Source organism: Aliiroseovarius marinus, from assembly GCF_050881025.1.
GTDB lineage: Bacteria > Pseudomonadota > Alphaproteobacteria > Rhodobacterales > Rhodobacteraceae > Aliiroseovarius > Aliiroseovarius marinus_A.
In genome coordinates this window covers 253296-277957 of record NZ_JBNNXQ010000004.1, presented here as the reverse complement: position 1 = coordinate 277957, position 24662 = coordinate 253296, and the positions used below count along the sequence as shown (strand labels likewise).

The following is a 24662-nucleotide window of genomic DNA, read 5'->3' as shown; positions in this document are numbered from 1 at the left end:
TCAACAATAAGTCGAAACGCTTTAGTCTTTCTTCCGATATCCGGCTTCAGTCGCAATCCGGTCCAAAACCTTCGCCAAAGTCAGGCCGTGTTCAAACGCCCCGGTTTTTAGGAAGCTTTTCACCTGTGCGATGACCAGCGGGTTTACCATCATGAACGTATGGGTCACCGGCAGGGTGATATGATCCGTCATACCCTCAACTCGCGTGCTTTCCACAGACACTTTGCCATCATCTTTGCCCTCGATCAGGGCCGAATAAATCGGGTTCAGGGACAGGGTTCCAGCCACCACACCAAGTTCAAATTTCGGTAGTCCCAGCTGGTTTGGCAGCGAGTCTTCCCCGGTCCCCAGCTGCATTCCAGCTGGCCCGTTGATCCATTCAAACGGCTCGAGATCACGCAATTCATCCACCAGTTCAGAGCCTTTGTTGGGCGGCGCAAGCATCACCACGCGCCCCATCTGTGCCGGTCGATGATCTTTCAGCCACACACGCGCCAGAATGCCCCCCATGGAATGGGTCACGAAATGCGTTTTCTGATCGCCGCACGCCCGGATGGCTGGCGGAATGGCAGCTTCGACCAGCACGCCAATCCGCGCTTTGGTGGATGGGTAGCCCAGATTGACGACATCGTAGCCTTCCGCCTCCAACGCTTCCTCCATCACCCAAAGGGATGACGGAGAGCGCGCAAGCCCATGAAGCAACACAACGCAATCCGCCCGTGCGGTGGACAGGCCAGAGACAAGCATCAAGGCGGCTATGACAAAGCGGCGTAACATACTGTTTAGATAAGCCCTGCGCCGCGCAATTGCGAGTGAGCAGCAAGCGTTTCGCGGGTTTGCGCGAAGTTTGGCCCGTAGGCCCATCAGACACACATCTGACCCAAACGAAAACCGCCCCAACCGATGGGTTGGAGCGGTGATGTTCAGGTTCATGGGGTGCAAGGGGGGCTGTGATCAGCGCACCTCGGTAAAGAACCCCGGCGCGAACCAGCGGATGATCAACGCACCCGCGCCCGCGACAGCCACCCCAAGCGATGCGATCCATCCGATGATCGGAACCATTGCCAACACCGTAATGGCAACCGCGCCCACCAATGCCGCAATGGCTCGCTCGGCAAGCGTTTCAGGCAATGGGCGGCTCATCACCCCCAAGAGCCCAACGCCAAGCACATAGGTACCGATCACGAAACCCGCGATCCCCAGAAGTGCCGCCAGAACGATCGACGCAGGCACCAACAGAATGCCAACTCCGGTCAGGGCGAACAGGAACAAGGACCCAGCCAGCGCCGAAATGGTCAGGAAACCCATCCACAACGCGCGCACCGGGCTTTCCAGCGTACGCACGCGCAGCGCCATCAGAAACTCCGGGGCAAGGGCCGCCAAAAGTGCCGCCATCGCCGTCAGAACAAGGATCGAGCTGATTTTGCCGCCAATCCAGCTGGTCAGACCTGTGCCAGATGTGTCTTGTGTCGCGCCACCGTCAGGATCAGCCGAGGCATCAAACGCGTCTGCATCGTGACGCTCGATCCGGTCGGCAGGCACCACATGTTCCGGCACGACAATGCCCTCAGGGTCATCGGCATAGATGTAGAGCGTGCCATCAACACGCGCATTTTCGCCAAAACTGACCGATTTGGTGGACAGGCTCAGATCCCCGGCGATGGCCTCGGTCAACAGCACATGTTCCGCAGCAATCAACGCGCTATCGCCTACCGGAGCCGTGATTTCAGCGCGTTGGGCGGCCACACGCAAATCGCCCCCGATGGCATCGGTGACCAAAACCGTGTCGCCCAGAAGCTGGGCGTCCCCACCGATTGCGGCCGAGACATTCACGTTCATACCTGCGGCATAGAGGCTTTGCCCCACCGACGCCGAGATCGAAACAGACCGACCGCCAACATGTGCGCTGCCCTCGATCGGCGCAGAAAGCACAACGGTGTTGCCGACCACAAAGGCATCATCCACCGCATCGCCCGAAAGCGTCACGTTGTCTCCGGCGATATAGGCGTCACCGCCAAAGCGGTATTCCTCTTGCGCAGCAGCCGGAAGCGCCAAAAGGGTTACAAAAAACAAAACGAGTGTGCGTAGCATGGCTGTCCCCTGCCATTAAGTTGATGTTACTGGCCTTAACATAGGCAAATCTGAACCGATTGTAAGACAGCTTGGGCAAATTACTTATGCAAATTGACCAAAGCGCTTCGGGATAAACCAAGGCCATGTTTATTCTTTATTCCGAAACGCTTTTGCATCGCACCTAAACGGAAAAGGCGCCCCTGTCGGGGCGCCTTTAAATCAGGCTTTCGATGAATTCCCTTGCAGGACTTCACCTGACGCTCAACGGCTCTCGGTGATTTCCTTTGCAGGAATTCACCTGGCGCTCAATGGCTCTCGGCAGATTGGCCTTAAGGCCAATCGCCTGTCGCAACTGAATTCCTGGCGGAATTCAGTTTACATCATGCCGCCCATGCCGCCCATGCCGCCCATGTCGGGCATGCCGCCACCAGCAGGCGCATCTTTCGACGGCTTGTCGGCAACCATGGCTTCCGTGGTGATCAGAAGGCCTGCAACCGAAGCTGCATCTTCCAGAGCGGTCCGGGTCACTTTGGCCGGATCGATCACACCAAAGCCGAACATGTCGCCATATTCTTCGGTCTGCGCGTTGAAGCCGAAAGCCGTGTCGTCCGACTCGCGTACTTTGCCAGCCACAACAGCGCCGTCGACGCCTGCGTTTTCAGCGATCTGGCGCAGCGGCGCTTCGATGGCTTTACGCACGATCACGATGCCAGCGTTCTGGTCAGAGTTTGCACCTTCCAGACCTTCCAGCGCTTTGCCGGCCTGAACCAGAGCAACACCGCCACCGACGATGACGCCTTCCTGCACAGCAGCGCGGGTCGCGTTCAGAGCATCGTCCACACGGTCCTTGCGCTCTTTCACTTCAACTTCGGTCATGCCGCCAACTCGGATCACAGCAACACCGCCTGCCAGTTTGGCAACACGCTCTTGCAGTTTCTCACGGTCGTAATCCGAGGTGGTTTCTTCGGCTTGAGTACGGATCTGAGCAACACGTGCTTCGATCTCGGCTTTCTCGCCAGCACCGTCGACGATGGTGGTTTCGTCTTTGGTGATTTCGATTTTCTTGGCCGAACCCAGCATGTCCATGGTGACCGATTCAAGCTTCATGCCCAGATCTTCCGAGATGACCTGACCGCCGGTCAGGATCGCGATGTCCTGCAGCATGGCTTTACGACGATCGCCGAAGCCCGGAGCCTTAACGGCCGCGATTTTCAGGCCGCCGCGCAGTTTGTTGACAACCAGAGTTGCCAGCGCTTCGCCTTCGACGTCTTCAGCAATGATCAGAAGCGGCTTTTGCGACTGGATCACCTGCTCAAGCAGCGGAACCATCGGCTGCAGCGACGAAAGCTTCTTCTCGTGCAACAGAACCAGACAGTCGTCCAGATCAGCAATCATTTTGTCAGGGTTGGTCACGAAGTAGGGCGACAGGTAGCCGCGGTCGAACTGCATGCCTTCAACAACAGTGGTCTCGGTTTCCAGACCCTTGTTCTCTTCAACAGTGATGACGCCTTCGTTGCCAACTTTCTGCATCGCGTCTGCGATCTGCTGGCCGATTTCGGCTTCACCGTTGGCCGAGATGGTGCCAACCTGCGCAACTTCGTCGCTGTCTTTCACGTCACGGGCCGAAGCTTTGATGCCTTCGACAACTTTGGCGGTTGCCAGGTCGATGCCGCGCTTCAGGTCCATCGGGTTCAGGCCAGCTGCAACCTGCTTCAGACCTTCGCGAACAATCGCCTGGGCCAGAACGGTGGCAGTGGTGGTGCCGTCGCCAGCTTCGTCATTGGTGCGCGAGGCGACTTCTTTGACCATCTGCGCGCCCATGTTTTCGAACTTGTCTTCCAGCTCGATCTCTTTGGCAACCGACACACCATCTTTGGTGATGCGGGGTGCGCCGAACGACTTGTCCAGAACCACGTTGCGGCCCTTGGGGCCCAGGGTCACTTTGACAGCGTCAGCAAGGATATTCACGCCACGCAGCATTGCATTGCGGGCATCGGTGTCGAACTTTACGTCCTTAGCAGCCATTTAGCTTACTCCAGAATATTCGTGTAAATCGTGTCAGACGATCAGGACAGGACGCCCATGATGTCAGATTCTTTCATGATCAGCAGCTCTTCACCGTCGATGGTGATTTCAGTGCCCGACCATTTGCCGAAAAGGATCTTGTCGCCTTCTTTGACGTCCATTGCGATGCGATCGCCGTCGTCGTCCTTGGCGCCAGCGCCCACGGCCACAACCAGACCTTCAGCGGGTTTTTCCTTGGCGCTTTCCGGAATGATCAGACCGCCAGCGGTTTTTTCGTCGCTCTCTACGCGGCGAACAAGCACGCGGTCATGCAGCGGGGTAAAAGCCATATTTCTAAGCTCCCTAAGCTCAGTTAACGTTCCATTAGCACTCATCTGTTGCGAGTGCTAACGGCGCATAGTTAGGGGTGGCTTTGGGGGGAGTCAACAAACGGGCGGCAACTTTCGTCGCCGCACCGCAGCACAAACAGCCCTGCAAAGATCAGTCTTCCAGCAAATGCTCGTATCGCTGATCGGTGAGCGTCTTCATGAACGCCACCAAAGCGTCAACGCGCTTGTCATCCAGCGCGGGCCCGTGGGTCAGTTCGTCGACCGCGAGGTTTTGCGGTATTTCGGGCATGGCCCAAGGCTTGTTCGTTTCGGGATTGATTTGGCGGGCTTTGTCCAAAGTGTTGTATTTATTGTAAAACAACACCACGGTTCGAAGATCTTCGAACACGCCATTGTGCATATAGGGGCCCGTCACCGCCACGTTGCGCAACGTGGGCACCTTGAACCGACCGCCCGCTGAGGCCGTGTCGACATCCGGGTTTGCCAACAGGCCCAGATCCGGCCCCTTCACACCATTTGCCGCGCGCACCGCCTTGTTCACGGGCGTGCCAATATTGTGGTATTCATAGTTGGTGAAGGGCTCGTCCTGCGCGATAGGAGACATGCGCAGCTGGTGGCAAAGGTTGCAATTGGTGAACTGCTCGGAGGTGAACAGCACGCGACCCAGCTCTTCCTGGGGAGACAGATCAACCTCGCCGCGCAGAAACCGGTCGTATTTGCTGTCGAACGGCGCAAAGAACGGCGTGCGTTCAAAGGCCGCGATGGCTTGGGTCATCGCATCGTAAGCGGCTGTGTCATCGTCCCATATCGCGTCACCAAACAGCGCTTTGAAGCTGGCCACATAGGCGTCATTTTCAGCCAATCGCGCCACAACCGACGCTTTGTCCGGCATGCCCATCTCGATCGGGTTCAAAGGCGGGCCACCCGCCTGCCCCGCCAGCCCTGCCGCGCGCCCATCCCAGAACATGCCGCCTCGCCATGCCGTTTTGTCGAGCTGTTCGAAGCTGGGCGTGAACATCGCATAGGCCGCCGTGGGTGCGGTGCGATCCCCAAGGCTTTCCCCGTCATCGCCCAACGACACAGCACGCCCAGCCTCGGTTTCACGCGGATCAACAAAACCAACTTCAGGATCGTGGCAGGTTGCACAGGATTGAGTGCGGTTTTTTGACAGGTTCACATCGAAAAACAACGCCTCGCCCAGCGCCTCCAACGTGTCTGTCGCGAAAACGGGGCCGGTGGTTGCAGCCAGAAAAGCTGCGGTCAGAAGCGGGCGCATGTCGATATTCCTTATGCCTACAGCTTCCTTTACTCCAATTTTCAGGATGCGCAACTTGATCCTTATCAAAACAGTCGGAAATTAATCTTCTGCCTCGCTCAGACCATAGACGCCACGCGCGACACGCTGAAACCACCCATAGTGATTCATCGCCATGATATTGGTCGCCCGCGAAACCCCGGTGGCGCGCGCAACCTCTGCCCCGCGTGATGGCCCGTTTGCCTCCAGATAGGCGCGCAATTTGTCGGCATCCTGCCGGTACGCCGTGATCAGCTTGCCGCGCGTCCCGCCGGTGTTCGGATCCCCCTCGCGTCGGGCAAATTCCGACAACAGCCGCGCGGTCTTCACCTTGGACTTTCGTGGCTGGAACGGGCCGGGATCGGCATGCAGCTGCACATGCCCGTCCTTCAAGCGCACCGACAAAACCCCAAGCCCCAGCCGCTTGCACAGACCAACATTGCCCTTGAAGGCCCGCCAGCCGGGCTTTCCAGACCAACGCGGCACGGCCACATAGACCAAATCCGTGACCGCCTGCCGCGCCACCGCCTGTTGCAGCAATGTCAGCGAAAACCCCGCCTTCAGTTCAACAATCACAGGCGCGTCCTGACCTGCACGCATCGCCACCACATCAGCCGGCCCGATCTCGGACTTCACCTCATAGCCCATATCCTCAAGCCAGGATTTTACGGGCGCGTATAGTTCGGTTTCGGCGGGTTTGGTCACACGGATATTCTTTCAAACGAAGATCAGGACAGTTTCGCCAAACGCCTTGATGATCGCAAGGGGCTTGCGTCTGAAACATGACGGGGTTTCTGCAACTGCACAGATGTTGGCCCTATCAGGGATGACAAGGCGCATCCGCCTACCTATAAGGCGCGTAAACACGAACAAGCAAAGACGGATGACGCATATGACAACCCTCGTTTTCGGCCACAAATCGCCTGACACCGACTCCACCGGCTCGCCCCTGATCTGGGCCTGGTATCTGAACGAAGTGAAAGGCGTCGACGCCAAACCGGTTCTTTTGGGCCAGCCCAACACCGAAGCCGCTTTCATGTTGAAGCGCTGGGGTTTTGACATGCTGGACATCATCGAAGACGTGGCCGACGATCAGGCTTGCGTTATCGTCGACACCAACAACCCGGCCGAGCTGCCCGCCAACATCAACGGCGCAGACGTTCAGGCGATCATCGACCACCACAAGCTGGTAGGCGGTCTGGAAACCAAAGGCCCGATCGACATCACCATCCGTCCGCTGGCCTGCACCGCGACCATCATGTATGACCTGATGGGCGACGACGCGGCCAAGATGCCGGAAGCCATCAAGGGCGCGGCCCTGACCTGCATCCTGTCGGACACGCTGGAATTCCGCTCGCCCACCACCACGGATCGCGACCGCGAAGTGGTGGCCGCTCTGGCCGCTGATCTGGGCGTGAACGTGTCTGAATACGCAGCCGAGATGTTTGCCGCCAAGTCGGACGTGTCCGAGTTCTCGGACGCCGAGCTGATCCGCATGGACTCGAAAGAATACGAAGTCTCGGGCACCAAGTTCCGTGTTTCGGTTCTAGAAACCACCGCCCCGGAAATCCCGCTGGGCCGGAAGGAAAGCCTGATCGAGACCTTCAAAACCGTTGCTGCTGAAGACGGCGTGGACGAGGTTCTGCTCTTTGTCGTGGACATTCTGAAAGAAGAAGCCACGCTTCTGATCCCGAACGACGTTGTAAAAGGCGTCGCAGAAAAGAGCTTTGGCGCCACCGTCGAGGGCGACGCCGTTGTCCTGCCCGGCATCATGAGCCGCAAAAAGCAGATCATTCCGAACCTGGCTGTGTAAGCCAAGCTGGAAGACGAGACCTGAAAACCCGCGCAATTGCGCGGGTTTTTTGTTTCCGCGGCCCAAAGATTTGTCAGGCTGGCAACAATTGTCACATCATGCAAAGCTTCCGAAAACACAGGAGCTCCAGATGATCAAACGCCTCGACTACACTTCTATCAATGGCCAAGCCATCGCCCGGATGGCACAGGCGAAGGACTGCATGAGCTCGATCGACGCGAAGCTTCGTGCTTTGATTGAGTTGCGCGTGTCACAAATCAATGGATGCGCCTATTGTGTAGACCTGCACACCACTGAGGCACGACGCGCTGGTGAGACCCAGCAACGGCTTGATTGCCTGACAGTTTGGCGCGAAGTCGCTTTCTTTGACACTGGCGAAAAAGCTGCGTTGGCTTGGGCTGAAACCATAACATTGATTGCAGGCACCCATACGACCTCCCCGGAATACGATGCTCTTTCAGCCCACTACTCAGACCGCCAGATCGTTGACCTAACGCTCATTATCGCCCAGATGAACGCTTGGAACCGCTTGGCGATCAGTTTTGAGCACCTGCCAGAGACACGAGACAGCTAGCGCGTGCACGCGCCTTCGATCATCTGATCTTGCCGATGCACATATGTGCTCTAGCAACCCCGCCTCCCCTCTGCCATACCTCGGGCAACACCCAAGGAGACCGCGCCATGACCCGTATCATCAACAGCCTCTCGGAGATTTCTGCCAATTACGACACGCTCTTTGTCGACCTTTGGGGCTGCGTGCATAACGGGATCACGGCGTTTGACGAGGCGGTCGCCGCACTTCGCGCCTACCGCGCCGGTGGCGGGCTGGTGGTGCTGGTCACCAACTCTCCCAAACCGCGCGCAGGCGTGGCCGAGCAGCTGCCGCAATTTGACGTGCCTTCGGATTGCTATGACACCATCGCCAGCTCTGGTGACAGCGCGCGCGCGGCAATGTTCACCGGTGCCGTCGGGTCCAAGGTGTTTTTCATGGGCGAATGGCATCGCGATGAAGGCTTTTTCGAACCGATGAGCGTGATCGACGCGCCGGTCGACATCACCCGCGCACCCGTGGCCGAGGCCGAGGGCATTGTCTGCTGCGGCCCTTTTGATCCGATGGCGGACCCCGAAACATGGCGTGCGGACCTTCTGATGGCCAAGCAAAAAGGGTTGAAGCTGCTCTGCGCCAACCCGGACATCATCGTGGACCGTGGTGAAACACGCGAATGGTGCGCGGGGGCCGTGGCGCGGATGTACACCGAAATGGGCGGCGAGAGCCTTTATTTCGGCAAGCCACACCCGCCGATCTACGATCTGGCCCGCCGCCGTATGCAGGCGGAAGGCCGGTCAACGCCTGAGGGCCGGATTTTGGCAATTGGCGACGGCATTGCGACGGATATCAAAGGGGCCTTGGGCGAGGATATTGATTCTCTGTTCATCACAGGGGGGCTGGCCCGCGAAGAAACGCAAACCCGCACCCAGCCCGATCCAGACGCCTTGGATCGCTATATCCAGTCAGAGCAGATCACACCGACCTTCGCCATCGGCTTTCTGCGCTAAAAACCCTTTTTTTAAAGCCAGACTAGCGGGTCGCCCATGTGGCGCATCCGCTGGCTGCGGCTGCATGACGCGGAGGTCATGCCGTATTTCCACGCAATTTCCCCCTTTATTTTTCTGCAGTTGCAAAGTAACGTTATTACCAATACGGGCGAATAATCGTCCATTTGTTACCCAGCCTATCACTCGGAGGGCAAAATGTTGGACAATTTCCCGCGCGGAACGATCTGCATTGAAGAGCTTGAAATCGGCATGTCGCGTCACATCACCAAAGAGGTGACCGACCGCGATATCGAGCTGTTTGCGGAGGTTTCAACCGACCGCAACCCGGTGCATCTGGATGATGAGTTTGCCAAAGACACGATCTTTCAGGGCCGCATCGCCCACGGGATGCTCAGCGCTGGCCTGATCTCGGCGGTGATCGGCGAACAACTGCCCGGTCACGGCACCATCTATATGGGTCAAAGCCTGACGTTTCTGGCGCCCGTGCGCCCCGGAGATGTCGTACGTGCCGAAGTGACCGTGATGGATATCGACCATGCCAAGCGCCGCGTGACCCTGAAAACCGAATGCCTTGTGAACGGCAAACCGGTTCTGAAGGGCGAAGCCAAAGTGCTGGCACCCTCAGCCAAATTCGACTGATCCACCGGATTTCATCCCGTGTTTTGGCCCGTGCGATTGCCCGCGATTTTCGCGCGGGCTTGCACCCCGTTGCGCCGCACGATAATGCCAGCATATGCGGATCATTCGTGACTATCAGTTTGTCGACCCATCTGCCCGAGGCGCCACGGCTGTCATCGGCAATTTCGATGGCGTGCATCTGGGCCATCAATATGTGATCGACATCGCGCGTGCGAAAGCGGCTGAACTGGGTGCCCCGTTGGGTGTCATGACGTTCGAACCGCATCCGCGCGAATACTTCGCCCCCAAAGCCGCACCGTTTCGCCTGATGAACGCCGACACACGCGCGCACCGTCTGGAAAAGCTGGGCATTGAAACCCTGTTCGAGCTGAGCTTCAACGACACGCTTTCGGCCCTGACCCCCGAAGAGTTTGCCCGCGACGTGATCGTCGACGGGCTGGGGCTGACCCATGTTTTTGTCGGTGCTGACTTTCATTTCGGCAAAGGGCGCGCCGGCACGCCTCTGGACCTTGAAAAACTGGGCGCAGAGCTTGGCTTCGGCGTGACCGTCGCACCGCTTATGTCTGATGATGTGGGCGAGGTCAGCTCGACCGCGATCCGCACCGCCCTGACCGAGGGCCGCCCCCGCGACGCGGCGCGCATGCTGGGCCACTGGCACCGCATCGACGGAGAGGTCATCCGCGGCGACCAGCGCGGCCGCGACCTTGGCTTTCCCACCGCCAACATGTCCATCGCCGGGCTGCACCCGCCCAAGTTTGGCGTCTACGCCGTTGAAGTCGACATTTTGACCGGCCCACATGCGGGCAGCTATGGTGGCGCGGCCTCGATGGGCACGCGGCCCATGTTTGGCGAGAACCTTCCAAACCTCGAAAGCTACATTTTCGACTTCAAAGGGGATATCTACGGTGAACAGATCTCGGTCGCTTTGGTTGAATATCTGCGGCCAGAAGCAGTTTTTGACGGCCTCGACGCACTGATATCTCAGATGGACGCGGACTGTGCCCGCGCCCGTGACATCCTATCCAATCTCAAGAGCTGACCATGATCCGTCACATCGTCTTTTTCACCGCCAAAGACCCCAAGGACCGCGACGCCGTGCGCGAAGGGCTGGAGCTTCTTAAGGGCATTCCCGATTGCCTGCGCCTTGAGATTGCCGAAAACCGGTTTGACGATCCGATCCCCGGCCCCTCGCCCGATGTGATTGTCTATGGCGAGTTCCAGGATGAAGCGCAGCTTGCCGCCTATAAGGCGCATCCGCTTTATCAGCAATCCATCGCCCGTGTGCGGCCCCTGCGCGACATGCGCATCGCCGCCGATTTCGTGGCAGATTGATGCCTGAAGCCCTGCGCAAACGGTTTTGGGAGCGCCCCTTGGGGGATTTGCGCCCCGCAGAATGGGAAGCGCTGTGTGATGGCTGCGGCAAATGCTGCCTAAACAAACTGGAAGATGAAGACAGCGGCGAGGTCGTCTTTACCCGCGTGGCCTGCCGGCTTCTGGATGGCGAAACCTGCCAGTGCTCTCAGTATGATATCCGGCTGCAATTCGTCCCTGAATGCATCCACCTGACACCTGAAAACATTGGCGAAACCGCCTATTTCATGCCGGCCTCCTGTGCCTATCGCCTGCGCCACGAGGGCAAACCGCTTTACGACTGGCACCCTTTGGTGTCGGGTGATCCGGACAGCGTGCACAAGGCGGGCCGCAGCGTACAGGGCTGGACCGTGCCGGAATTTGAAGTGCCCGAAGACGAATGGGAAAACCACCTGATCGAGGAGCCACACTGATGTTTTTCGCCTCTGACAATACCGGCCCCGTACATCCCAATGTGATGGCGGCGCTGACCCGCGCCAATGATGGCTACGCCATGCCCTACGGCGCCGATGACCTGATGGGGGCGGTCACAGCCCGCATCCGCGAGGTCTTTGAAGCGCCCGAGGCGGCGGTCTATCTGGTGGCCACCGGCACGGCAGCAAACGCGATCTCGCTGGCCACGCTGACACAGCCGTTCGAGACGGTTTTCTGTGCCACCGAGGCGCATATCCACGAAGATGAATGCAATGCGCCCGAGTTCTATTCGGGCGGTGCCAAGCTGACGCTTGTGCCCACAGAGCATGCGAAAATGTCGCCTGCCGCGCTGTCAGCCAGCATTCAGGGCGAAGAAAGCCGCGGCGTGCACGGCCCCCAGCGCGGGCCGGTGTCGATCACCAATGTGACCGAACGCGGTACGGTCTATTCCGTGGATGAACTGACCGCTTTGTGCGACGTGGCAAAGGGCTTCGACCTGCCGGTGCATCTGGACGGCGCGCGCTTTGCCAATGCGCTGGTCGCGCTTGGTTGCACACCCGCCGAGATGACATGGAAAGCGGGCGTCGATGTGGTCAGCTTCGGCGGCACCAAGAACGGCTGCATGGGTGTCGAGGCGGTGATCTTCTTTGACCCCAAACACGCATGGGAGTTTGAGCTGCGCCGCAAACGTGGCGCGCATCTTTTCTCGAAGAACCGCTTCTTGGCAGCCCAGATGCTGGCCTATCTGGAGGGCGAGTTGTGGTTGGACCTCGCCACCCGCGCCAATGCGGCCAACGCGCGGCTTGTGCGTGGGCTGAAACAGATCGATGGCATCACCTTTCTGCATGAGCCACAGGCCAATATGAGCTTTGCTGGCTGGTCGCGGGCGGGCCATCAACGCCTGCATGATGCAGGGGCCGCCTATTATGTCTGGGAAGGTCAGTTGGACGGAGATGATCCGTCAGAAATCCTGACCGCCCGCATGGTGGCTGACTGGTCGATGAGTGACGAGAACATCGACCGTTTCGTGGCGCTGGCCCGCGGGTAAGCGGCGCGAGGGCAGCGGTCGCAATCGGTTAGGGTTTAAACTCGCGCATCCTCTGGCAGGAAAGCACGCAGACCCGCAGCCATATCCTGCGGGTGGCTGATTGGCCCCATATGGCCTGCATTGGCAATCACCTGCCGCGTGGCACCGGGTATGCGCTGCGCCAGTTCATCATGCACGGCGCGCACAAGGTCAGGTGAGCGTTCCCCCTCCATCAACATCACCGGGCAACTGAGCGCCTCCAACGCGCCGGGCGCAACCTGACCATGCGCGTCCTCATGGGTCACATTACGGGCTGCCGGGATCAGATGAATGCGATCCGCCATGTCTTGTTTCATACGCTTAGGCAAAGCCTCCCAACCGGCATCACTGCCCCATTGCGCATTGAACAGCCGGGCGGCTTCTAACAGGTCGCCAGCGCGCATCGCATCGGCAAACACGCCATTCATATAGTCGGCATTCCGTGCAAATGCCGGGTGATCCTTGGCCGCCGCGAACAGGACAGGTTCATAAAGGGTCAGCGACCGAACCCGTTCAGGCACTTCCTGCGCCAGACGCAGCGCAACCGTTGCGCCGAAACTGTGGCCGACCACGTCAACCGGGCCATTCGCCTCGCGCTCCAAAAGCGCCAAACCCGCGTGCAGACAGGCATCCTGATAGTCCCCCTGCCCGTCCCAAGCCCCCGATTTTCCGTGCCCCGGAAGGTCATAGGCCAATGTGGTGACATCATCGGCCAGCGCGCCGCGCAGCCCGCGCCAAGCGCCTGAATGCGCGAGCGAGCAATGGATCATCAGGGCAACGCGCGCACCATGTCCCGCCCGATCCCAATAGGTCGGACGACCAGCCAGATTTTCGATCATGATCAGCCCTTTGTCGCCAGATGCGCGTCCAGAAGGTCCAGCCGGTCCTGTCCCCAGAACTTCTCGCCATCATCGCAGACATAGAATGGGGATCCGAACACGCCCGCATTCACTGCATCTTCCAGATTTGCCGGATAGACTTCGGCGCCGACCAAAAGACCGCTCATGGCAAGCGAGGGGCTGAACCCGGCGGCCGAGAGGCAATCCTGCACCACCTGATCCTGCGCGATGTCTTTTTCCTCGACCCAGATGGCGCGCATGATGCCCTGCACCAAGGCCCCCAAATCACCGCCGCCCTCTTTCTGCGCGGCGATGATCGCATAAGACGCCGGCGCGCCATTGGTGGGCCAATGGGCCGGGTTGAAATTCATCTCGACACCCAGCACACGCGACCAGCGTTTCAGCTCTTGCATGCGATACTCCATGCGTGACGGATGACGATCCTTGGGCAACGTGCCCCCGGTGCGCGCAAACAACTGGCCAATGTCGATGGGTTTATAGGTGATTGTGGCCCCGTGTTTGGCGGCCATCTCTTCCAGCCGCGCGCCAGCCAGAAAGGCCCAGGGCGACAGCACTGTGAAATAATAGTCGATATGGCTCATTTTTTTTCTCCGCGGCACCTGAACTGTTTCAAGGAATCTATCCCGATGCTATGGGGTGTCAACGTCACGATTCTGTCATACAGAACAATTCCGGGAACTGCTGCCATGCCTTCCATCACCGAACCGAAACTTATCTCGGGCAATGCCAACCGCCCGCTGGCCGAAGCCGTCGCCAAGCGCATGTCGATGCATCGCGGCTCCAATGTCGGGCTGGTTGATGCCCGCGTCGAACGCTTCAACGACCAAGAGGTCTTTGTCGAGATCTACGAGAATGTGCGCGGCGAGGATATGTTCATCATCCAGTCGACCTCGAACCCGGCCAATGACAACCTGATGGAGCTTCTGATCATGTCGGACACGCTGCGCCGGTCGTCAGCGCGGTCGGCAACCGCCGTGATCCCCTATTTCGGCTATGCCCGTCAGGATCGCCGCACCAAGGCACGCACGCCCATTTCGGCCAAGCTGGTGGCCAATCTGATCGCCCAGTCGGGCATCGAGCGGGTTCTGACCATGGACCTGCACGCGGCCCAGATTCAGGGCTTTTTCGACATCCCGGTGGACAACCTTTATGCCAGCCCGATCTTTGCGCTGGATGTGAAGCACCACTTCAAGGATTGCCTCGACGAGGTGATGGTGATCTCGCCCGACGTGGGCGGTGTGGCGCGTGCGCGCGAGCTGGCAAAGCGCATCGGCGCCCCGCTGGCAATCGTCGACAAGCGTCGCGAAAAAGCAGGCGAAGTGGCAGAGATGACCGTGATCGGCAATGTCGAAGGCAAGCGCTGCATCATCGTGGATGACATCTGCGACACGGCCGGCACATTGTGCAAGGCCGCGGAAGTGCTGATGGAACAGGGCGCACAGGAAGTGCATTCCTATATCACCCATGGCGTCATGTCCGGCCCGGCGGTGGAACGGGTTCAGAACTCGGTCATGAAATCGCTGGTGATCACCGATTCGATCGAGCCGACCCAGCCGGTGCTTGACGCCAAGAACATCCGCGTGGTGCCCACCGCGCCGATGTTTGCACAGGCGATCCTGAACATCTGGGGCGGCACATCCGTCTCGTCGCTGTTTGATCACGACACGCTGGAGCCGCTTTACGAAGGCATGTATTCGTAAACGCGGACCGCTTCGAAATCACACTCCGAAATCACAAAGGGCTCCGCGGGGCCCTTTTTCATGTCCGGATCGTGTGGTGGTCAGACGTCCCAGCTGTCTTCGTCCGACACTTCACCGATGGCAATCCAGTCCGAACGCACCCGCGCCACGCGCGTGTCGCCCCAAGTGCGGAAAACAATGTCAAAACCGGTTTCGCTGATCTCTTCGGCAGACAGGTCCACACGTTGATTGGTCTGTTGGTCCAGATCCCACATCGACATGCTGACCGTCACTTCGGGCGGGGTCAGGAACGCCTCCGAAAAAGCGACAGCGCAGCGAAACTCCCGCGGACCGCTGCCGGTCCACATCTCTCCGTCATGTTCGAAATCCGAGAACAGAACCTGACTGCCCCGATCCACACCCAATAGATGCGACCTGATCCTGCGCATGTGTTGAATACCTTTGTTTCCCCTTCCCCCAAAATGCCGAAAACACAACCACAAGGCAAGCTATGGGCGCGGTTTAAGCCTTAGGAAAAATGGCAAGAGCAGGATCACCAAAACACCGGACACCAGGAAGGGGGCGCCGGGCAGATAGAACCGGGCGCCATCAGCGGCAAATCTGTGGAAGATACCCGTCATCGCCATGGGTCCGATCACCGCAGCGATGGACCCAAGGCTGGCAATCACCCCCTGCAGCAACCCCTGCCGGTCCTCGGCGACCATATTGGCCATCATGGCGGTCATGGTGGGCGGCGACATATCGGCCAGAGCGGCCACGATGATGAACGCGAACATCACATACATGCTGCCGGTCAGGCCAAAAGCCACAAAGGCCGCAATGGCACAAAGGACCGAGAAGATGAGCGTCTTATATTCCCCCCATTTCGGGATCAGGAAGCGCATGACGACGCCCTGCGTGAAGGCCACGGCCATCCCGTAAGACGCCAGCGTCAGTCCGATCAGCGCCGTGCCCCAGCCAAATACCTCGCGCGTCCAGAAAGCCCAGAGCGTCGGGTAGACCATGTTGGCGAACTCGAACAGAAAGATAAGCACCAGTGGCAGGGCCAAACCCGGCAGGCGAAACGCATCCAAAATCGAGCCAAATGGGTTCAGGTCACGTCGTTTGAACCGCCGCCGTTTCTCTGGCGCAAGGCTTTCTGGCAACAGGAAAAGGCCAAAGGCCACATTTGCGGCGGCAAGAGCTGCAGCCAGCCAGAACGGTGCGGTGATATGTATGCTGGCAACCAGACCGCCAATCGCCGGCCCCATCACGAAACCGACGCCAAAAGCCGCCCCGATCAGGCCAAAATTCGCCGCCCGTTCCTCGGGTTTCGAGATATCGGCAAGATAGGCGGTGGCGGTGATGTAGGTGGCACCGGCAATCCCCGCAAGCACCCGCCCGACCAGAAGCCACGCAAAAGTGGTCGCCAAAGCCATGATCACATAGTCGACGGCCAGTGTCACAAGGGCCAGCAACAAAACCGGACGGCGCCCCAGACTGTCCGAAACACCCCCGATAATCGGGGCAAACAGGAACTGCATGGCGGCATAGGAGGCCATCAATATGCCCCCCAGAAACGCGCCGTCAGCGGTGCCCTCTGCCCCAACACGCTCCATCAGGTCGGGCATGATCGGAAACACAATCCCGATCCCCACCGCATCCAACAGGATGGTGGCCAGAATAAACCAAAGCGCGCCGCGATTTTGCATATGTCTGCTCCTTCGCGCCCATCAGTGCCGTGAAGCGGGGGAAAGCGCAAACGCAAAACGCCCCGCCATTTCTGGCGGGGCGTTTTGAAACTTCGTTAGACTTGATGTCAGCCTTTGACGGACAAGCCCAGATCAGCAGCCATTGCGGCGATATCCACCGTGCGTTTGGCCAGCTCGTCGAGGTTCTCGGCAGTCGCATTCTCGGATGCCGCAGCGGCATCAGAAACGAAGCTGTCCAGAACATCCTGTGTCACTTCCGAGGTCGGAAGCGCGCGTTCAGCCAGCACCGAGGTGCCATTGGCGCTCACTTCAGCGAAACCGCCGGTCACGGCGAATTCCGCATCACCTTCCGGCGAGGACACGCGCACGATACCCGGACGCAGCGTCGTAATCGTCGGCGCATGGTTCGGCATGGCGGTCAGGTCGCCATCGGCGCCCGGCAGCTGAACGGAAGTTGCCTGAAGCGAAGCCAGGCTACGCTCGGGCGACACCAGGTCGAATTGCATCGTATCAGCCATTTGGGTCTCCTTCAGAGGTGGTCAGGAAGGGGTCGCACCCTTCCATCCCGATCCCGATTAAGCAGCGTCAGCCGCCATTTTTTCGGCTTTGGCGATCACTTCGTCGATGCCGCCAACCATGTAGAAGGCACCTTCGGGCAGGTGGTCATATTCGCCGGCCACAACTGCTTTGAACGAAGCAATGGTGTCTTCCAGCGGAACCTGAACACCGTCCGAGCCGGTGAACACTTTTGCCACGTCGAAGGGCTGCGACAGGAAGCGTTCGATCTTACGAGCGCGCGCAACGGTCAGCTTATCTTCTTCCGACAGTTCGTCCATGCCAAGGATGGCGATGATGTCCTGCAGCGACTTGTAGCGCTGAAGGATTTCCTGAACGTCGGTGGCCACTTTGTAGTGCTCTTCACCGATAACCAGCGGATCCAGCAGACGCGAGGTCGAGCCGAGCGGGTCCACAGCCGGGTAGATGCCTTTTTCCGAGATCGCACGATCCAGAACGGTCGTGGCGTCAAGGTGGGCAAACGAGGTTGCGGGTGCAGGGTCGGTCAAGTCATCCGCGGGAACATATACGGCCTGTACGGACGTAATCGAACCCGATTTGGTCGACGAAATGCGTTCCTGCATGGCACCCATGTCGGTGGCCAGCGTCGGCTGGTAACCCACAGCAGAGGGGATACGACCCAGAAGTGCGGACACCTCGGAACCGGCCTGCGTGAAGCGGAAGATGTTATCCACGAAGAACAGAACGTCCGAACCGGTGTCGTCACGGAACTGTTCTGCCAGGGTCAGACCCGACAGAGCAACACGCATACGTGCTCCGGGAGGCTCGTTCATCTGGCCGTAAACCAGCGCAATTTTCGACTTCTCCAGATCGTCGGGAACGATAACGCCCGATTCGATCATCTCGTGGTACAGGTCGTTACCTTCACGGGTCCGTTCACCAACACCCGCGAACACGGACACACCCGAGTGCACTTTTGCGATGTTGTTGATCAGTTCCATGATCAGAACGGTTTTGCCCACGCCGGCGCCGCCGAACAGACCAATTTTACCACCCTTGGTGTAGGGGGCCAGCAGGTCGATGACCTTGATGCCGGTGGTCAGGATTTCGGTCTCGGTCGACTGCTCTTCAAAAGCAGGCGCGTCACCGTGGATCGGGCGGCTGTCTTTCGATTTGACCGGGCCCTTTTCGTCAACGGGGTCGCCGATGACGTTCAGGATGCGGCCCAGGGTTGCGTTGCCAACCGGCACAGCGATCGGAGCACCGGTATCGGTGACTTCCTGGCCGCGGACCAGACCTTCGGACGCGTCCATAGCAATACAGCGCACGGTGTTTTCACCAAGGTGCTGTGCCACTTCGAGGACAAGTTTGTTACCGTTGTTGTCGGTGTTGAGCGCGTTCAGAATTTCGGGAAGGGCATCCTCGAATTGAACGTCGACAACGGCGCCAATCACCTGGGTGATCTTACCTTTAGCGTTAGCCATTGTTGTTTCTCCGGTTCCTTAGAGCGCCTCGGCGCCCGAAATGATTTCGATAAGTTCGTTGGTGATCACGGCCTGACGCGAACGGTTGAACTGAATGGTCAGTTTGTCGATCATGTCGCCTGCGTTGCGGGTTGCGTTGTCCATGGCGGACATCCGCGCGCCCTGCTCCGAGGCACCGTTTTCCAACAGCGCAGTGAAGACCTGCGTGGCCACGCCCGAAGGCAGCAGCGTTGCAAGAATGCCTTCTTCCGACGGCTCGTAGTCATAAACGGTCGAGGCTTCTTCAGCACCCTCTTCGGGGGCTTCAAAGCTGGCCGGGATGACCTGCTGGGCAGTCGGGATCTGGCTGATCACGCTTTCGAACTTGTTGTAGAAGATCGTCGCGACGTCGAACTCACCCTCGTTGAAACGATGGATAAGGTCGCCCGCGATGGCCTGGGCATTGTCGTAACCAACGTTGCGCACACCCGACAGATCCACATGGTCAACCATCTGGTCTTCGAATTCACGCTTCAGTTGCTCACGGCCCTTCTTGCCAACGGTCAGGATCTTGACCGTCTTGCCAGCAGCCATCAGCTCCTCGGCACGGGCGCGCGCCAGTTTGGCGATCGACGAGTTGAAGCCACCACAAAGGCCGCGCTCGGCGGTCATGACCACAAGCATGTGGACCTGATCCGAACCCGTACCCGAAAGCAGTTTCGGAGCGCTATCGCCCCCCGACGAAGCAGCCAGCCCACCCAGAACGGCGTTGAACCGTTCTGCGTAGGGACGACCTGCTTCGGCCGCTTCCTGTGCCCGCCGCAGTTTTGCGGCGGCCACCATCTGCATGGCCTTCGTGATCTTCCGCGTCGACTTGACGCTTTCGATCCGATTTTTGAGGTCCTTAAGGTTGGGCATCTGTCTGAGCCCCCTTAAGCGAAGTCAGCGGCGAACGCGTCCAGCGCTGCTTTGACCTTGTCCTCAAGCTCACCTTTAACCTTACGGTCGTTGTTGGTGATGTCGTCCAGAAGATCGGCGTTGTTCTGACGCAGGTGGTTCAGAAGACCCTGCTCGAAGCGACCAACTTCAGATACGTCGATCTTGTCGAGGTAGCCGTTGGTACCAGCGTAGATCACGCAGACGATCTCGGCGTTGGTCAGGGGCGAATACTGCGCCTGCTTCATCAGTTCGGTCAGGCGTGCGCCACGGTTCAGCAGCTGCTGGGTCGAGGCGTCAAGGTCGGAACCAAACTGAGCGAAGGCTGCCATCTCGCGATACTGAGCCAGCGACAATTTCACCGGACCAGCAACCGAAGACATCGCCTTGGTCTGAGCCGACGAGCCAACACGCGACACCGACAGACCGGTGTTCACAGCAGGACGGATACCCTGGTAGAACAGCTCGGTTTCCAGGAAGATCTGGCCGTCGGTGATCGAGATCACGTTGGTCGGAATAAAGGCCGACACGTCGCCACCCTGGGTTTCAATGACCGGCAGAGCGGTCAGCGAGCCCGAGCCGTAGTCTTCGTTCAGCTTGGCCGAACGTTCCAGCAGGCGCGAGTGAAGATAGAAAACGTCACCCGGATAAGCTTCACGGCCCGGCGGGCGACGCAGAAGCAGCGACATCTGACGATAGGACACAGCCTGTTTCGACAGGTCATCATAGATGATCAGGGCGTGGCGTCCGTTGTCACGGAAGTGCTCGGCCATAGCGGTTGCGGCATAGGGTGCCAGGAACTGCATCGGCGCGGGGTCCGAAGCGGTTGCAGCAACAACGATCGAGTATTCAATCGCGCCGGTTTCTTCCAGCTTCTTCACCAGCTGCGCAACGGTCGAGCGCTTCTGGCCAACAGCCACGTAAACGCAGTAGAGCTTTTTGCTCTCGTCGTCGCCAGCAGCTTCGTTATACGATTTCTGGTTCAGGATCGCGTCCAGAGCCACAGCGGTTTTACCGGTCTGACGGTCACCAATGATCAGCTCGCGCTGGCCACGGCCGATCGGGATCATCGCGTCAACCGACTTCAGGCCGGTTGCCATCGGTTCGTGAACCGATTTACGCGGGATGATGCCCGGTGCTTTCACGTCAGCGACGTTGCGCTTTTTGGTTTTGATCGGGCCTTTGCCGTCGATCGGGTTGCCCAGACCGTCAACAACGCGACCCAGCAGTTCGTCACCGGCGGGAACGTCCACGATGGAGTTCGTGCGCTTAACGGTGTCGCCTTCTTTAATGTCGCGGTCGGAACCGAAGATAACAACACCAACGTTGTCGGCTTCAAGGTTCAGAGCCATCCCGCGGATACCACCGGGGAATTCAACCATCTCACCAGCCTGAACATTGTCCAGACCGTATACGCGTGCGATACCATCACCGACGGACAGAACACGGCCAACTTCGGCCACTTCGGCTTCCTGGCCGAAGTTTTTGATCTGGTCCTTCAGGATCGCAGAAATTTCTGCTGCTTGGATACCCATTATCCGACCTCTTTCATGGAATTCTGAAGTGCATCGAGCTTCGAGCGGACCGAAGTATCGATCATGCGCGAGCCCACTTTAACGACAAGACCGCCGATGAGGTTCTCATCCACGGCCATGTTGATGTTCACATCCTTGCCAATGGTGGCCTTGAGAGCCTTGGCAAGTTTGTCTTGTTGCGCCTTGGTCATGGCTTTGGCGGCGGTCACCTCTGCGGTGACCTCGCCCTTGTCCTCGGCGATCAGGCCACGCAGGGCAGCCATCAGCTGAGGCAGCACGAACAGGCGTCGTTTCTGGGCCATCAGCCCCAACGCGTTCGCGACCATCGGCGAAAGTTTCATTTTCTTGGCGATGGCGGCAATCGCTGCGCCCTGTTCGTCGCGGGTATAGACCGGCGAGTTGATCAGGTTCACAAGATCGCCGCTATCGGCGAGAGCAGCGTCAATGGCGGCAACATCCGCCTCGACTGCTTTCAGTTTCTTGCCCTCTTTGGCCAGGTCAAAGATGGCCGTGGCATAACGTTGGGCAATGCCGGTTGAGATCGAGACTGGTTCGGACACGTCCACCCTTCCGATGTATTGAGCCCCATCGTGATCTGCCAGTCAGACAGATCGGGGCGGCCTACAGATGCCGCGTTTTTGCGCGTGTCATCTAAATCGTCGATGCGTTTAGCAGGGAAAACCCCACCTCGCAACAGCCATGCACGGGTTTATCGCCAACATTGATGCACCCATTTCCCACCACCTTTGCCGCAGATGCAGCCATGCCCTTTGAGCTTAGGGAAAAATTGCTGTCCTGGCGGTCGGGAAAATCACATGAGTAAATGAATGCCGTGGTATACAAACGAGCCATATTCATGCAGTTCTTTCGATATTTCATCGCATTCGCAACGAAAATACCGGCCGGAATCGCGCTGATTCTTCTGCGTGACCCCATGGATCACACGCCGTGGTCACCGGGCGCTAGCGACCGGGAAGCTTCGATGCGCTGGGTTCGGGCACCCCCATGCCTTCGAGCACTTTCAGAGGGCGGCGCACAGCCTGCGCCAGTCCGGGCCGGGTGGGCGCGGGGATTTGCTTGGACACTTCGACCATCAACACCCCACCCGCCATGATCACCGGCAACTGATGCCCCGCACGTTCCCAAAACGCGCCGGTTTTCAACCAGAACCGTTTGGACGAGGGCGGTTGGTATAGCGCCGACAGGTGGCGTTCGACCCGGAACCCATGCTCTTTGAGCTGCGCCTCCAACTGGCCGATCGAATAGGGCCGCCCATAGCCAAACGGCGTCGCATCCGACCGCGCCCAAAGCCCGGCACGATTGGGCGCAATGAACAGCGCCCGCCCACCGGGGCCAAGCACGCGGTAAGCCTCGTCCAGAAGCAGGCTGGGCGTTTCGGTCGCCTCCAGCCCGTGCATGACCACCAGCCGGTCCACAACCCCGGTGTCCAACGGCCAGATCGTATCCTCAACCAGAACCGAGACATTGGGCATCCCCGCAGGCCAGGGCATCACCCCCTGCGGTGCCGGCATCATGCCGATCACCCGGCGCGCGTTTTTCAGATAGGGGCGCAAAAGCGGCACCGCAAACCCATAGCCGGCCACGGTCTGCCCCTTGCTGCGGTCGACCGGCCACATCGCCAGCACCTTGTCACGGATCGCCTTTTGCGCCGCCCGCCCCAACATGCTGCGATAGTAAAAGTTGCGAAGATCCTGCACGTCCAGATGCATGCCCGGCTTACCCGTCCCTGACCAAATGTCGTTTGATCGCGAGATTAGCGCATTCGCGCGAAAGGGCCAGCAAAAGGGCACGCGTTGCGACCAGCCATCGCAGAGCTGTCACCCGCCTGCCCCTTTGCGCAACACCAGCGCCAGATTGTTCGCGGGCATTTCAATCAGGTCGGCCCGCGACAACCCCGCCTCGGACGCCCAGCCCTGCACCGCCTCGATGTCCTTATACCCAATCGCGGGATCATGCGTGGTGAGCGCACGATGAAACCGCTTATCCCCATCGGACCTGAACGCCCCACCCGACCGAAACGGACCGTAGAGGAACCAATGCGCACCGGGCGCAAGATTGCGCGCGACCCCGTTGATCACCGCATGTGCGGTGCGCTCGTCCACCAGATGCAGAAGGTTCACAGTAACAATCAAGGCCATCGGGCCGGACTGCCAGGTTGGCGCGCTGGCATCCAGGAACTGCGCAAGCCGCATGTTGCGCACCCCGCGTTCGGCGCGCCATGCATCTATGCTGACCAGCCGGTCTGGCGCGATATCCGATGGCTGCCACACCACATCCGGATGCGCCTCGGCCAGGGCGACTATATGCTCACCAGAGCCCGAGGCCAGCTCCAGCGCGACACCGCGCTTGGGCACGAAAGGAGCGATGGCTTCGAGAATGGGGGCCATGTTGCGCGCTGCAGACGGCGCGCGCAAACGCCCGTCATCAAGACTATGTGCAACCGAATGAGGTTTTTCGCCGGCCATCTTCCTCTCCCACGTGACCAGTATTGAGCCTTGCGCGCGTTTGGGCAAGACTGGCCATCCAAATGCGGAGATCCACATGCTTACCCTCGTCACCATCCCCTGCCTGTCCGACAATTACGCCTTTCTGCTGCATGACGATGCCAGCGGACAAACCGTCCTTGTGGACGCGCCGGACCCGCTGCCGATCGAAGGCGCGCTGGAGGATCGGGGCTGGACCCTGACCGAGATTTGGCTGACCCACCACCACTGGGACCATGTGGACGGGGTTGCGGATCTTGTGGCCAGCACGGGGGCCAAGGTGACGGGTGCCAGCGCCGATGCCCATCGCCTGCCCGCGTTGGATCGGACCGTGACCCCCGGTGAAAGCTTTGACTTCGCAGGCCACCGGGTCGATGTGATCGACGTCTCCGGCCATACAATCGGGCATGTTGCGTTTCATATTGCCTCGGCCGGCATGGCCTTCACCGGCGACAGCCTGATGGCCATGGGCTGCGGCCGACTGTTTGAAGGCACCGCCCCGCAAATGTGGGAGAGCCTGTCGCGCCTTGCCGCCCTGCCCCCGGAAACGCTGATTTGTTCGGGCCATGAGTATACCGCCGCGAATGCGGCCTTCGCGGTCACCATTGAACCCGAAAACACCGCCCTGCACACCCGCCGCGCAGCCATCGAGGCCGCCCGCGCCAAAGGGGAACCCACCGTGCCGTCGTCCCTTCGCGAAGAGCTGGACACCAACCCGTTTCTGCGGGCCCACTTGCCCTCGGTGAAAGCCGCCCTACATATGCAGGGCGCAACAGATGCCGAGGTCTTCACCGAAATTCGGTCCCGAAAAGACAATTTCTGACCCGGTTTTTCCCTGAAATCACACCTGTGAGAGCAGAAAGTGACCAAAAAGGG

Annotated in this window: 27 protein-coding genes; 10 read left to right on the top strand and 17 right to left on the bottom strand. The window is 59.2% G+C overall.

What is annotated here, in order from left to right:
* Nucleotides 1-21: 21 nt before the first annotated feature.
* The 6 genes from ACRY08_RS13980 to ACRY08_RS13955 form a co-directional block, all read right to left on the bottom strand.
* A complete protein-coding gene (locus ACRY08_RS13980; protein WP_432450572.1) occupies nt 22-777 on the bottom strand; it encodes an esterase/lipase family protein in 756 nt (251 codons plus the stop codon).
* Nucleotides 778-954: 177 nt separating this feature from the next.
* A complete protein-coding gene (locus ACRY08_RS13975) occupies nt 955-2091 on the bottom strand; it encodes a hypothetical protein (protein ID WP_432450571.1) in 1137 nt (378 codons plus the stop codon).
* A 357-nt stretch (nt 2092-2448) separates the two neighbouring features.
* Nucleotides 2449-4098, bottom strand: a complete 1650-nt coding sequence (gene groL, locus ACRY08_RS13970) for a chaperonin GroEL (protein WP_432450570.1) — start codon at nt 4096-4098, stop codon at nt 2449-2451.
* 41 nt (nt 4099-4139) lie between these two features.
* Nucleotides 4140-4427 (bottom strand): co-chaperone GroES, encoded by a 288-nt coding sequence (locus ACRY08_RS13965; RefSeq protein WP_432450569.1) that lies wholly within the window; start codon nt 4425-4427, stop codon nt 4140-4142.
* A gap of 151 nt (nt 4428-4578) precedes the next feature.
* The gene (locus ACRY08_RS13960; protein ID WP_432450568.1) at nt 4579-5703 is read right to left on the bottom strand and encodes a cytochrome-c peroxidase; all 1125 of its coding nucleotides are present in this window, start codon (nt 5701-5703) and stop codon (nt 4579-4581) included.
* Nucleotides 5704-5784: 81 nt separating this feature from the next.
* On the bottom strand, nt 5785-6426 hold the full coding sequence (locus tag ACRY08_RS13955; protein WP_432450567.1) for a DUF2161 domain-containing phosphodiesterase: 642 nt from the start codon (nt 6424-6426) through the stop codon (nt 5785-5787).
* Nucleotides 6427-6613: 187 nt separating this feature from the next.
* Here ACRY08_RS13955 and ACRY08_RS13950 point away from each other — a divergent pair, with 187 nt between their 5' ends.
* From ACRY08_RS13950 to ACRY08_RS13915, 8 genes are all read left to right on the top strand, one after another.
* Nucleotides 6614-7534, top strand: a complete 921-nt coding sequence (locus tag ACRY08_RS13950; protein ID WP_432450566.1) for a manganese-dependent inorganic pyrophosphatase — start codon at nt 6614-6616, stop codon at nt 7532-7534.
* A gap of 130 nt (nt 7535-7664) precedes the next feature.
* Nucleotides 7665-8108, top strand: coding sequence for a carboxymuconolactone decarboxylase family protein (locus tag ACRY08_RS13945; RefSeq protein WP_432450565.1), 444 nt, complete (start codon nt 7665-7667; stop codon nt 8106-8108).
* 107 nt (nt 8109-8215) lie between these two features.
* Nucleotides 8216-9091: a TIGR01459 family HAD-type hydrolase gene (locus ACRY08_RS13940; protein WP_432450564.1), complete on the top strand. Its 876-nt coding sequence runs from the start codon at nt 8216-8218 to the stop codon at nt 9089-9091.
* 195 nt (nt 9092-9286) lie between these two features.
* Entirely contained in the window at nt 9287-9730 is a 444-nt protein-coding gene (locus ACRY08_RS13935; RefSeq protein ID WP_432450563.1) for a MaoC family dehydratase, read from the top strand.
* A 94-nt stretch (nt 9731-9824) separates the two neighbouring features.
* Entirely contained in the window at nt 9825-10769 is a 945-nt protein-coding gene (locus ACRY08_RS13930; RefSeq protein WP_432450562.1) for a bifunctional riboflavin kinase/FAD synthetase, read from the top strand.
* A gap of 2 nt (nt 10770-10771) precedes the next feature.
* Nucleotides 10772-11062, top strand: coding sequence for a Dabb family protein (locus tag ACRY08_RS13925; protein ID WP_432450561.1), 291 nt, complete (start codon nt 10772-10774; stop codon nt 11060-11062).
* Entirely contained in the window at nt 11062-11514 is a 453-nt protein-coding gene (locus tag ACRY08_RS13920) for a YcgN family cysteine cluster protein (protein WP_432450560.1), read from the top strand. The genes ACRY08_RS13925 and ACRY08_RS13920 overlap by 1 nt, the downstream gene beginning before the upstream one ends.
* Nucleotides 11514-12563, top strand: a complete 1050-nt coding sequence (locus ACRY08_RS13915) for a threonine aldolase family protein (RefSeq protein WP_432450559.1) — start codon at nt 11514-11516, stop codon at nt 12561-12563. Before ACRY08_RS13920 ends, ACRY08_RS13915 begins: the two co-directional genes overlap by 1 nt.
* 35 nt (nt 12564-12598) lie before the next feature.
* Here the strand turns inward: ACRY08_RS13915 and ACRY08_RS13910 are convergent, their stop codons facing one another.
* Both ACRY08_RS13910 and ACRY08_RS13905 read right to left on the bottom strand, forming a co-directional pair.
* Nucleotides 12599-13420, bottom strand: coding sequence for an alpha/beta fold hydrolase (locus ACRY08_RS13910; RefSeq protein WP_432450558.1), 822 nt, complete (start codon nt 13418-13420; stop codon nt 12599-12601).
* Nucleotides 13421-13422: 2 nt separating this feature from the next.
* Nucleotides 13423-14022, bottom strand: a complete 600-nt coding sequence (locus ACRY08_RS13905; protein WP_432450557.1) for a 2-hydroxychromene-2-carboxylate isomerase — start codon at nt 14020-14022, stop codon at nt 13423-13425.
* A 105-nt stretch (nt 14023-14127) separates the two neighbouring features.
* Here ACRY08_RS13905 and ACRY08_RS13900 point away from each other — a divergent pair, with 105 nt between their 5' ends.
* Nucleotides 14128-15141 (top strand): ribose-phosphate pyrophosphokinase, encoded by a 1014-nt coding sequence (locus tag ACRY08_RS13900; protein ID WP_432450556.1) that lies wholly within the window; start codon nt 14128-14130, stop codon nt 15139-15141.
* Nucleotides 15142-15221: 80 nt separating this feature from the next.
* On the opposite strand, the gene ACRY08_RS13895 is transcribed toward ACRY08_RS13900, so the two are convergent.
* The 9 genes from ACRY08_RS13895 to ACRY08_RS13855 all read right to left on the bottom strand — a co-directional run bounded on the left by ACRY08_RS13895 (nt 15222) and on the right by ACRY08_RS13855 (nt 23768).
* Nucleotides 15222-15569: an H-type lectin domain-containing protein gene (locus ACRY08_RS13895; RefSeq protein WP_432450555.1), complete on the bottom strand. Its 348-nt coding sequence runs from the start codon at nt 15567-15569 to the stop codon at nt 15222-15224.
* A 60-nt stretch (nt 15570-15629) separates the two neighbouring features.
* Complete coding sequence (locus tag ACRY08_RS13890; RefSeq protein WP_432450554.1) at nt 15630-16832, bottom strand: MFS transporter; 1203 nt, start codon at nt 16830-16832, stop codon at nt 15630-15632.
* A 107-nt stretch (nt 16833-16939) separates the two neighbouring features.
* The gene (locus ACRY08_RS13885; RefSeq protein WP_432450553.1) at nt 16940-17350 is read right to left on the bottom strand and encodes a F0F1 ATP synthase subunit epsilon; all 411 of its coding nucleotides are present in this window, start codon (nt 17348-17350) and stop codon (nt 16940-16942) included.
* Nucleotides 17351-17407: 57 nt separating this feature from the next.
* Nucleotides 17408-18832 carry a F0F1 ATP synthase subunit beta gene (atpD, locus tag ACRY08_RS13880; protein WP_432450552.1) on the bottom strand — a complete coding sequence of 475 codons (1425 nt, stop codon included), beginning with the start codon at nt 18830-18832 and terminating at the stop codon, nt 17408-17410.
* Between the two features lie 18 nt (nt 18833-18850).
* Nucleotides 18851-19729 (bottom strand): F0F1 ATP synthase subunit gamma, encoded by an 879-nt coding sequence (locus ACRY08_RS13875; RefSeq protein WP_432450551.1) that lies wholly within the window; start codon nt 19727-19729, stop codon nt 18851-18853.
* 14 nt (nt 19730-19743) lie between these two features.
* The gene (atpA, locus tag ACRY08_RS13870) at nt 19744-21282 is read right to left on the bottom strand and encodes a F0F1 ATP synthase subunit alpha (RefSeq protein ID WP_432450550.1); all 1539 of its coding nucleotides are present in this window, start codon (nt 21280-21282) and stop codon (nt 19744-19746) included.
* Nucleotides 21282-21842: a F0F1 ATP synthase subunit delta gene (locus ACRY08_RS13865; protein WP_432450549.1), complete on the bottom strand. Its 561-nt coding sequence runs from the start codon at nt 21840-21842 to the stop codon at nt 21282-21284. The genes atpA and ACRY08_RS13865 overlap by 1 nt, the downstream gene beginning before the upstream one ends.
* Nucleotides 21843-22244: 402 nt before the next feature.
* A complete protein-coding gene (locus ACRY08_RS13860) occupies nt 22245-23012 on the bottom strand; it encodes a methyltransferase domain-containing protein (protein WP_432450548.1) in 768 nt (255 codons plus the stop codon).
* Between the two features lie 108 nt (nt 23013-23120).
* The gene (locus tag ACRY08_RS13855; protein WP_432450547.1) at nt 23121-23768 is read right to left on the bottom strand and encodes a DUF938 domain-containing protein; all 648 of its coding nucleotides are present in this window, start codon (nt 23766-23768) and stop codon (nt 23121-23123) included.
* Between the two features lie 76 nt (nt 23769-23844).
* Here ACRY08_RS13855 and gloB point away from each other — a divergent pair, with 76 nt between their 5' ends.
* Nucleotides 23845-24609, top strand: a complete 765-nt coding sequence (gloB, locus tag ACRY08_RS13850; RefSeq protein ID WP_432450546.1) for a hydroxyacylglutathione hydrolase — start codon at nt 23845-23847, stop codon at nt 24607-24609.
* Nucleotides 24610-24662: the final 53 nt, after the last annotated feature.

Coding starts and splice junctions, on each gene's coding strand:
- ACRY08_RS13855 (WP_432450547.1), bottom strand. CDS start 23,768: ATGGCCGGCGAAAAACCTCATTCGGTTGCACATAGTCTTGATGACGGG.
- ACRY08_RS13920 (WP_432450560.1), top strand. CDS start 11,062: ATGCCTGAAGCCCTGCGCAAACGGTTTTGGGAGCGCCCCTTGGGGGAT.
- ACRY08_RS13905 (WP_432450557.1), bottom strand. CDS start 14,022: ATGAGCCATATCGACTATTATTTCACAGTGCTGTCGCCCTGGGCCTTT.
- atpA (WP_432450550.1), bottom strand. CDS start 21,282: ATGGGTATCCAAGCAGCAGAAATTTCTGCGATCCTGAAGGACCAGATC.
- ACRY08_RS13875 (WP_432450551.1), bottom strand. CDS start 19,729: ATGCCCAACCTTAAGGACCTCAAAAATCGGATCGAAAGCGTCAAGTCG.
- ACRY08_RS13950 (WP_432450566.1), top strand. CDS start 6,614: ATGACAACCCTCGTTTTCGGCCACAAATCGCCTGACACCGACTCCACC.
- ACRY08_RS13900 (WP_432450556.1), top strand. CDS start 14,128: ATGCCTTCCATCACCGAACCGAAACTTATCTCGGGCAATGCCAACCGC.
- ACRY08_RS13895 (WP_432450555.1), bottom strand. CDS start 15,569: ATGCGCAGGATCAGGTCGCATCTATTGGGTGTGGATCGGGGCAGTCAG.
- ACRY08_RS13890 (WP_432450554.1), bottom strand. CDS start 16,832: ATGCAAAATCGCGGCGCGCTTTGGTTTATTCTGGCCACCATCCTGTTG.
- ACRY08_RS13980 (WP_432450572.1), bottom strand. CDS start 777: ATGTTACGCCGCTTTGTCATAGCCGCCTTGATGCTTGTCTCTGGCCTG.
- ACRY08_RS13935 (WP_432450563.1), top strand. CDS start 9,287: ATGTTGGACAATTTCCCGCGCGGAACGATCTGCATTGAAGAGCTTGAA.
- ACRY08_RS13885 (WP_432450553.1), bottom strand. CDS start 17,350: ATGGCTGATACGATGCAATTCGACCTGGTGTCGCCCGAGCGTAGCCTG.
- ACRY08_RS13915 (WP_432450559.1), top strand. CDS start 11,514: ATGTTTTTCGCCTCTGACAATACCGGCCCCGTACATCCCAATGTGATG.
- ACRY08_RS13940 (WP_432450564.1), top strand. CDS start 8,216: ATGACCCGTATCATCAACAGCCTCTCGGAGATTTCTGCCAATTACGAC.
- ACRY08_RS13960 (WP_432450568.1), bottom strand. CDS start 5,703: ATGCGCCCGCTTCTGACCGCAGCTTTTCTGGCTGCAACCACCGGCCCC.
- groL (WP_432450570.1), bottom strand. CDS start 4,098: ATGGCTGCTAAGGACGTAAAGTTCGACACCGATGCCCGCAATGCAATG.
- ACRY08_RS13860 (WP_432450548.1), bottom strand. CDS start 23,012: ATGCATCTGGACGTGCAGGATCTTCGCAACTTTTACTATCGCAGCATG.
- ACRY08_RS13965 (WP_432450569.1), bottom strand. CDS start 4,427: ATGGCTTTTACCCCGCTGCATGACCGCGTGCTTGTTCGCCGCGTAGAG.
- gloB (WP_432450546.1), top strand. CDS start 23,845: ATGCTTACCCTCGTCACCATCCCCTGCCTGTCCGACAATTACGCCTTT.
- ACRY08_RS13975 (WP_432450571.1), bottom strand. CDS start 2,091: ATGCTACGCACACTCGTTTTGTTTTTTGTAACCCTTTTGGCGCTTCCG.
- ACRY08_RS13925 (WP_432450561.1), top strand. CDS start 10,772: ATGATCCGTCACATCGTCTTTTTCACCGCCAAAGACCCCAAGGACCGC.
- atpD (WP_432450552.1), bottom strand. CDS start 18,832: ATGGCTAACGCTAAAGGTAAGATCACCCAGGTGATTGGCGCCGTTGTC.
- ACRY08_RS13945 (WP_432450565.1), top strand. CDS start 7,665: ATGATCAAACGCCTCGACTACACTTCTATCAATGGCCAAGCCATCGCC.
- ACRY08_RS13930 (WP_432450562.1), top strand. CDS start 9,825: ATGCGGATCATTCGTGACTATCAGTTTGTCGACCCATCTGCCCGAGGC.
- ACRY08_RS13910 (WP_432450558.1), bottom strand. CDS start 13,420: ATGATCGAAAATCTGGCTGGTCGTCCGACCTATTGGGATCGGGCGGGA.